Annotated in this window: 9 protein-coding genes, 1 tRNA gene and 1 pseudogene; 10 read left to right on the forward strand and 1 reads right to left on the reverse strand. The window is 50.0% G+C overall.

Annotated features, from left to right (window positions below):
* From BG74_RS05440 to BG74_RS05460, 6 genes and pseudogenes are all read left to right on the forward strand, one after another.
* Nucleotides 1–358 (forward strand): annotated as a pseudogene (locus BG74_RS05440) (single-stranded-DNA-specific exonuclease RecJ); the annotation flags it as partial.
* Nucleotides 359–472: 114 nt separating this feature from the next.
* Nucleotides 473–1,571 (forward strand): peptide chain release factor 2 gene (gene prfB, locus BG74_RS05445; protein WP_187202673.1). Its coding sequence is split into 2 segments (ribosomal slippage): nucleotides 473–538 and nucleotides 540–1,571, totalling 1,098 coding nucleotides; the frame shifts between segments, so codons are not numbered across the junction.
* A 9-nt stretch (nucleotides 1,572–1,580) separates the two neighbouring features.
* On the forward strand, nucleotides 1,581–3,098 hold the full coding sequence (lysS, locus tag BG74_RS05450) for a lysine--tRNA ligase (protein ID WP_066597137.1): 1,518 nt from the start codon (nucleotides 1,581–1,583) through the stop codon (nucleotides 3,096–3,098).
* A 711-nt stretch (nucleotides 3,099–3,809) separates the two neighbouring features.
* On the forward strand, nucleotides 3,810–4,046 hold the full coding sequence (locus BG74_RS20585) for a zinc-binding metallopeptidase family protein (protein WP_066597140.1): 237 nt from the start codon (nucleotides 3,810–3,812) through the stop codon (nucleotides 4,044–4,046).
* Between the two features lie 174 nt (nucleotides 4,047–4,220).
* On the forward strand, nucleotides 4,221–4,343 hold the full coding sequence (locus BG74_RS18915; RefSeq protein ID WP_256364221.1) for a hypothetical protein: 123 nt from the start codon (nucleotides 4,221–4,223) through the stop codon (nucleotides 4,341–4,343).
* Between the two features lie 257 nt (nucleotides 4,344–4,600).
* Nucleotides 4,601–4,909 (forward strand): hypothetical protein, encoded by a 309-nt coding sequence (locus BG74_RS05460; RefSeq protein ID WP_187202674.1) that lies wholly within the window; start codon nucleotides 4,601–4,603, stop codon nucleotides 4,907–4,909.
* Between the two features lie 396 nt (nucleotides 4,910–5,305).
* On the opposite strand, the gene BG74_RS18920 is transcribed toward BG74_RS05460, so the two are convergent.
* Nucleotides 5,306–5,428: a hypothetical protein gene (locus BG74_RS18920; protein ID WP_256364222.1), complete on the reverse strand. Its 123-nt coding sequence runs from the start codon at nucleotides 5,426–5,428 to the stop codon at nucleotides 5,306–5,308.
* Nucleotides 5,429–6,126: 698 nt separating this feature from the next.
* Between BG74_RS18920 and BG74_RS18925 the strand changes: the two genes are divergently transcribed.
* The 4 genes from BG74_RS18925 to BG74_RS05470 all read left to right on the forward strand — a co-directional run bounded on the left by BG74_RS18925 (nucleotide 6,127) and on the right by BG74_RS05470 (nucleotide 7,144).
* Nucleotides 6,127–6,342: a transporter substrate-binding domain-containing protein gene (locus BG74_RS18925; RefSeq protein ID WP_256364223.1), complete on the forward strand. Its 216-nt coding sequence runs from the start codon at nucleotides 6,127–6,129 to the stop codon at nucleotides 6,340–6,342.
* Nucleotides 6,343–6,377: 35 nt separating this feature from the next.
* Nucleotides 6,378–6,470: a hypothetical protein gene (locus BG74_RS18930; protein WP_369678515.1), complete on the forward strand. Its 93-nt coding sequence runs from the start codon at nucleotides 6,378–6,380 to the stop codon at nucleotides 6,468–6,470.
* Nucleotides 6,471–6,646: 176 nt separating this feature from the next.
* Entirely contained in the window at nucleotides 6,647–6,841 is a 195-nt protein-coding gene (locus BG74_RS17020) for a type 2 periplasmic-binding domain-containing protein (protein WP_244267328.1), read from the forward strand.
* A gap of 229 nt (nucleotides 6,842–7,070) precedes the next feature.
* A tRNA-Gly gene (locus tag BG74_RS05470) sits at nucleotides 7,071–7,144 on the forward strand.
* Nucleotides 7,145–7,605 lie beyond the last annotated feature (461 nt).

Consider the following 7,605-nt stretch of genomic DNA (forward strand, 5'->3'; position numbering starts at 1 on the left):
CACGATGCTCGAAGGCGTCATTTGGTCGGACGGCGAGCTGGCCGGCCCGGAGCTGTCTCTGACCACCGCCGAACTCCTGCGCGACGGCGGCCCCTGGGGACAGGCGTTTCCAGAACCGTTGTTTGACGGGCAGTTTCACGTGTTAAATCAGCGTCTAGTAGGGGAGAAACACCTGAAACTGATGCTGGAACCGCTGGCCGGCGGCCCGACGCTGGACGGCATTACTTTCAATATCGACCCGCGCCTATGGCCGGATAATAGCGTACATACCGTTGAATTAGCCTACAAGCTGGAAGTTAACGAGTTTAGCGGCAATCGCAGTTTACGGCTGTTAATACAGCATATGTGGCCGCTGTGATGGACTACCGACGTCGCTAATAGGATGGCGACGGGCAACTACCGTCCGGGGCGCGGATTCGTTACAATAGCCGGCTAACACGCATTCCTTTTTCGTCAATGAGCACATTAATCAATGTTTGAAATAAATCCGGTAAAAAACCGTATTCAGGACCTGTCGGAAAGGACAGCCGTTCTGAGGAGGTGTCTTTGACTACGATCTCAAGAAAGAACGCCTCGAAGAAGTGAACGCTGAACTTGAACAGCCGGACGTCTGGAATGAGCCAGAACGCGTGCAGGCGCTGGGCAAGGAACGATCGTCGCTAGAGGCTATCGTTGAAACCATCGACAAGTTAACCCAGAGTATGGAGGACGTCTCCAGCCTGTTGGAGTTGGTGATGGAAGAGGACGATGAAGAGACCTTCCTCGAAATCCAAAGCGAACTGGACGGTCTGGAGGACAAACTGGGCCAGCTGGAATTCCGTCGCATGTTTTCCGGCGAGTATGACGATGCTGACTGTTATGTGGATATCCAGGCCGGCTCTGGCGGCACCGAAGCCCAAGATTGGGCCAGCATGCTGCTCAGAATGTATTTGCGTTGGGCCGAATCGCGCAGTTTCAAAACTGAAATTATCGAAGAGTCGGAAGGGGAAGTAGCTGGTATCAAATCGGTGACCATCAAAGTCATCGGTGACTACGCTTATGGCTGGCTCCGTACCGAAACCGGTGTGCACCGCCTGGTGCGCAAGAGCCCGTTCGACTCCGGCGGCCGGCGTCATACCTCATTCAGCTCCGCTTTTGTTTATCCGGAAGTGAACGATGATATCGATATCGAGATTAACCCGGCGGATTTGCGTATAGATGTTTACCGCGCTTCCGGCGCTGGCGGCCAGCACGTTAACCGGACCGAATCCGCAGTGCGTATTACCCACTTGCCGACCAATATCGTTACTCAGTGCCAAAACGACCGCTCACAGCATAAAAACAAAGATCAGGCGATGAAACAGCTGAAAGCCAAGCTGTATGAATTTGAGCTGCAGAAAAAGAATGCTGAAAAGCAGGCGCTGGAAGATACCAAGTCCAATATCGGCTGGGGCCGCCAGATTCGCTCCTATGTGCTGGACGATTCCCGCATTAAGGATCTGCGTACCGGCGTGGAAACCCATAGTACCCAGTCGGTGTTAGATGGCGATCTGGACAAATTTATTGAAGCCAGTCTTAAAGCAGGGCTATGAGGAATCCATATGTCATCACACTCACAGGACGGTGCCCCTCAGGCGACGGATTTAAATAACGAGCTGCGTTCGCGGCGGGAAAAGCTTACCCAATTGCGCCAGCAGGGCATCGCTTTTCCCAACGATTTCTGTCGAGACACGGTTTCTGACCAGCTGCACGCCCGCTACGGCGGGAAAAATAACGAAGAGCTGGAAGCGTTAAATGTCGAAGTCAGCATCGCCGGGCGCATGATAACCCGCCGCGTCATGGGAAAATCTTCCTTCGCCACCCTGCAGGATGTAGGGGGGAAAGTCCAGCTGTACGTAGCCAGCGACAATCTACCCGAAGGCCAGTATAACGAGCAGTTCAAAAAATGGGACCTAGGAGACATTCTCGGCGCACGGGGCAAATTATTCAAAACCCGCACCGGCGAGCTTTCGCTACACTGTAGTGAAATTCGCCTGCTGACCAAAGCAATGCGCCCGTTACCGGATAAGTTTCACGGTCTGACCGATCAGGAAACCCGTTATCGCCAGCGTTATCTCGATTTGATCGCCAATGACGAATCGCGCCAAACCTTCAAAGTTCGTTCGCGCATCATGGCGGAAATTCGTCGTTTTATGATGGACCACGACTTCATGGAAGTGGAAACACCAATGATGCAGACTATCCCCGGCGGCGCTGCAGCACGTCCGTTTATTACCCACCATAATGCGCTGGATATCGATATGTATTTGCGCATGGCGCCCGAGCTTTATCTCAAACGGCTGGTAGTGGGTGGTTTTGAGAGGGTATTTGAAATAAACCGCAACTTCCGTAACGAAGGACTGTCACCGTGCCATAATCCTGAGTTTACCATGATGGAACTCTATATGGCTTACGCGGATTACCGCGATCTAATTGTGTTGGTAGAGGATTTGTTCCGCACCTTGGCCCAGCGGGTATTGGGTAGCAACGTAGTGCATTACGGCGACCGAACTTTTGATTTCGGCAAGCCGTTTACCCAGATGACTATGAAAGAGGCCATTTGCCATTATCGCCCGGAAACCCGGCCAGAAGCGCTGGACGATACAGCTTCTGCGACCGCCATTGCCGAGTCGTTGGGTATTAAGGTAGACAAAGGCTGGGGCCTGGGTCGGGTGCAGGCTAAAATTTTTGAAGAGACGGCAGAAAGTTATTTGATCCAGCCGACGTTCATCACTGCTTACCCGACAGAAGTTTCACCACTGGCGCGCCGCAATGATGGAAATCCGTTCTTCACCGATCGTTTTGAATTCTTTATCGGCGGGCGTGAAATTGGCAACGGTTTTTCTGAGCTCAACGATGCAGAAGATCAGGCGGCGCGCTTTGCTGAACAGGCTCATGCTAAAGACGCCGGCGATGATGAAGCCATGTTTTATGATGAAGACTATGTCATCGCCTTGGAATACGGTTTGCCACCGACCGCGGGTCTGGGAATTGGTATCGATCGACTTATGATGCTAATGACCAACAGTCACACTATTCGCGATGTAATCCTGTTCCCGGCGCTACGTCCGAAAAAATAGTCCTGGGGATCGGTGGGATAGATAGCACCCACTATCCTGGCGAGTCCGCTGCACCATTGCGGATTATCGCGCCGTATGATTGTGCTTTCGACGTGCCAAAGCCAATGGGTGCCGAGGGATTGCCATTGTGCGCGCTAACGTGTTGTTGTTAACGCCCGACTGATGGCGTTCACTCTGGCCGTCAACGCCGAAAATGATTTTATTTACCGCGACTGACGGCTGCCCAAGGGCGCTTTCACCGCGATGATAACCACCAGGGCTTTCAGGTGCTTGATCTACGCCACCCAATGTAGTGTTATGTCCTTTTCCCCACGACCAAGCGCTCGTGATATAATGGAATTTAATTTTATGGTGATAATTATAAATTTATTGAACTATTTTAGTTCATGCCGATGAAAGTTTCCCCTTATTCGCTGTGGGAGATCCCATGAACACGCGCTTGTCTCAGCCGGTATGTTTGATCTTCATCTTGTTAGTTGTTAAAAAATTCTCCTTCATCCGTTTTAGATGTCACTAGGTAATAAGTGTGGACATCAGCACCCAAGTATCAACCAACCCTATCAACCTCACAGATTGTACAATGGAAGAAATCTAGTCGCTCATCGAAGCCAGCCAAGCTTGCAATTTTGCGCGCTGAGCGACAGCATATGGGTAAAATCCCCGCATTGAATTACGCCGAGGTGCAATTGTCGGCGTAAATTGCGGCAATGCTTGCTGGAACAGCAGGGCTTCTGTACTGAAGGCAGTATTGCGGGTATTCCTATTTTCACATGGTCTGGGAAGCCGGCCGGTCAGCCTAATCATTGCAATATGGGCGAATATGATGCACTACCGGGGCTCAACCAGCAGGCGGATGTGGCGGAACCCCATCCAGTTACAGCGGGTGTCAATGGTCATGGTTGCGGTTATAATTTGCTGGGTAGTACAGCGTTACAGGCCACCAGTTAAATATTTTTTTGTCGCCCATACCAGGTCTGGTGTGATTCTATAGCTGTCCGGCAGAAAGAAGAGGGCAGATTTCCTCCAAAGGATTTATGGTGCGGGGTGAGATAATTTGGATATCACCATCATCTTACCCCAACGCCTTCAGCGATGTGATAGAAGCAAATTCTCTGGCCTGTAATGAAATTAACTACTACTTCAGCGGCCGGCGCTAGCCTGCCACCTTGGACCGCCAGCGTGCTGGATGTGGTTGAACTGATGAATGTCGGCATAAATTATATGCGCGAGCATATGCCCAGCTAGGCGCATATCCATTATGCTGTTACCGATACCGGCGGTCATTCGCCCAATATTGTGCAGGCGTGGGCAACGGGTAAGCTATTTAATCCTCGTGCATGAGCTGCCGCGGCGCTGCAAGCACTTGTAAAACGGGTCTACAACATCGCTGCCGCGGCGCTGATGAGCGGAACCACCGTTACCAGCCAGGTGCTGAGCGGCGATGCGAATCTTATTGGCAATAGTCTGCTGGAATGGAACAGCGTATGCAGGCGTATCTAAAATTGTCAGGATCGCTGCCTTTCTCTGAAGCAGATCACGATTATGCCGCGCGTTTCCAGCAGACTCTCAGCCAGAACGATCTGAAAAGCGCCTATGACCGCTACGACCTGCTGGTGGATTATCCTCGACCGCCGTGCGATTTCGTATTGCCGCTGCGTCGTGTCCCTATAGCGACATGGTATGGTAGGCTAGAACTATGTGAGCAGTGTGAATTTGTGGGTGGTGCCGACCGTGCAGGTTTATGGCGCCACCTACACCATCGGCACGCCGGTGCCACTCGTGGCAGTTGGTCACTCAGGGAAAAGCCGTAGTCGCCCACAAAGGCATGGCCGTGCTGCCAAGATCATGGCCAGTACTGCCGTCAATTTGCTCGCGCATCCTGAACTGATTGAGTAGGCGAAGGCGGGGGACACCGCGCCAGGATTGATGGCGTTAATTTTATTAACCTGATTTGAAGAATTGTCGCCGCCATTCCCCGATAATGACTGATGCACTTCACCACAACTAGTATCAAAAGAGTCAGTGATTATCTCGGTGACTGGCATCGTAGAACTGCTGATCCATGCGCAAACCGGTTCCAGATCCACCGGCTGGCCGTATGATTTTTTATATCGCCGTCGCGCTGTTGTATCTGCTTATCTCCGCACTATCCATCTGGTCTCTAAGTAAAGCGGAACATTACTGCTCACGGGGTTGCGACATGCTGTTCAGCTCTTGCCCAGAATCCCGTTGACGCTTGAACTGACGATTGACTCGGTGGCGCTGGGATTTTTCCTTTCTCTACTGCTGGCGCTGATGCGTCTTAGCAGCGCGTGAATCCTGGACAACATCTCCCGCCTTTACGTCTTCGCGTTTCGCGGTTCGCTGCTGCTGGTACACTGGTATAGATGTTTCTCATTTATTATGACCTTGGGCATCCCCTTCTTGCGCGAGAGTGTACTCTGGCCTACCCATATCCTGCGTGAGACCCCTACTGGTGCACGCTGCTCTTGCTAACTTTATATACACCGCCGCTTACGCCAGCGAAATTATCTGCGGCAGCTTGTGTTGTCAGTGCGGGGGACCACATTGAAGCCTTCATATACCTGTGATATGATCGGAAAGAAGGTATTTCGCCACATTATTTCGTGCAGTGATGTACTAAGTGAGTGCTGCCTCGCCTATACGTTAACGAAATAATTCCCATGGTCAAATCTACCTAGTTTGCGTTAATCATCACTCTGATAGATATAATGGGCTGCTGCCGGCAGCATAGCTGAAACCTACCGCGAACTCGAAGTGTTGTTAATGGCAATGGGTGCTGTATTTAGCGATTAATTTTGTGCTGACTCGTTTTCTGCAATGGGTAGAAAACCGGCTGATGCCGCATTTAAGGCCGCAACAAAGCCTGTCTTATGTAAAAATATTTGGCATGCTTCTTGATAGTGGCAAGACATGATTTAATATCATCTTGGCGATATTTTCGTTGGCAATTTTCACCAGAGGTAGGTTTAGAATGAAATTCTTCACTATGGTTTTCGCGCTGTGTATGACGGCGTCGCTGTCGGGCAGAGTCATCGCAAAGACCACGGAAGAGAAAAAATGGACCACCGTGCGCATTGGTACCGAAGGGGCATTCCGACCGTTCAATTTTACTAAACCAGACGGGACGCTTAGTAGTTTTGAAATTGATTTATATAAGATGCTCTACAAATCAATGCAAGTAACATGTGAGGTTGTCGTCCAGAGCCGTTCACCGGCATAACCATAGCGATGAAAGCTGGTAAGTTCGATGCGATTATGTCCGTAATGTCTGCTACCGATAAGCGCCGTAAAGTGATTGATTTCTCTTTCCCCTACAGTAATTCTGGGCACAAATTTTTGCCACGCTGAAAGACAGTCCTCTGGACAAATTACCGAATACTAGCATGCATTTTTCGCTGACCAAATATGAAGCGGTGGCGATAAAAGAACTAGATAAAATCAAACCTTCCTTACAGGATAAGGTCATTGGTGTGTAAACCGCTTCGATTGCCGCCATTTTCTTAAATAAATATCTGCAGAGCGTAGTGAAGGTGAGTGAATACAAAACTACCCAGGAGTACGATCTCGATCTGGCCGCTGGCCGCGTAGATCTGGTCATCGCTTCTGTAAACTATTTGAAAGTTGCCCATGAAAAACCGGGTAACAGCAATGTAGTCTTGGCCAGACCGCAAATTAATCGACGGTTGCTGGGCAGAGGATTGGCTAATAAGCCTGTGTAACACTGATCCTAGACTAGAGACAATGTTTGATTATGCTATCATGAAGGCCAAGGAAGACGGCACGTTAAAAACCTTGGGAGTGAAGTGGGTTTTAGCCAAGATATCATGCTGCAATAAGCGCTAACGCGGGGCGCAACTTCCTATGATTGCTTAAAATAACGGCTGTCATCATGGGCATGCGCGCTTGACAGTTGGTGTCATAAGGCTATAACGCCTCGTGCCTATCGAAGCGGGTGTAGTTCAATGGTAGAACGGCAGCTTCCCAAGCTGCATACGAGGGTTCGATTCCCTTTGCCCGCTCCATATGAATCTCTTCTAACACCTCTCTTCATTTACTTACCAAATCCAATATCTACAAGGTGTCGCGTCAGTTTTCGTTATTTCAACGTTAGATGGGGGCGACCAATATCTCCACCATAATAGGTTTAGATAGGGAAATAAAACGCCAGCAGTGGGACTGTTTCAAAATCTGAAAGACCGAGGAAGACGCTGGCAACCATCAAGGCAATGATTACTCAGATGGCCAATGTGGCCAATCTTCCTGGCCATTCAGACCAGGGAATAAATGCATAGTCGCCTGGCTCAATGGGCTAGGATTGCAGCCAGATAGAAAATGATAATCAAACTACCCGTTGATAACTTCTAGCGTCGGCTTAAGCAGGCAAAAACCCCTCGAGCGCGAGCAGTGTAAGAATAACGATAAACTTAGGTCTCGTTCTATGACGGTTACTGTTGTGATATCTCTGAAAATACGCACTTAACCT

It is taken from the genome of Sodalis-like endosymbiont of Proechinophthirus fluctus, assembly GCF_001602625.1.
GTDB lineage: Bacteria > Pseudomonadota > Gammaproteobacteria > Enterobacterales > Enterobacteriaceae.

Coding starts and splice junctions, on each gene's coding strand:
- lysS (WP_066597137.1), top strand. CDS start 1,581: ATGTCATCACACTCACAGGACGGTGCCCCTCAGGCGACGGATTTAAAT.
- BG74_RS18915 (WP_256364221.1), top strand. CDS start 4,221: ATGAAATTAACTACTACTTCAGCGGCCGGCGCTAGCCTGCCACCTTGG.
- BG74_RS18920 (WP_256364222.1), bottom strand. CDS start 5,428: ATGTTGTCCAGGATTCACGCGCTGCTAAGACGCATCAGCGCCAGCAGT.
- BG74_RS18925 (WP_256364223.1), top strand. CDS start 6,127: ATGACGGCGTCGCTGTCGGGCAGAGTCATCGCAAAGACCACGGAAGAG.
- BG74_RS18930 (WP_369678515.1), top strand. CDS start 6,378: ATGTCCGTAATGTCTGCTACCGATAAGCGCCGTAAAGTGATTGATTTC.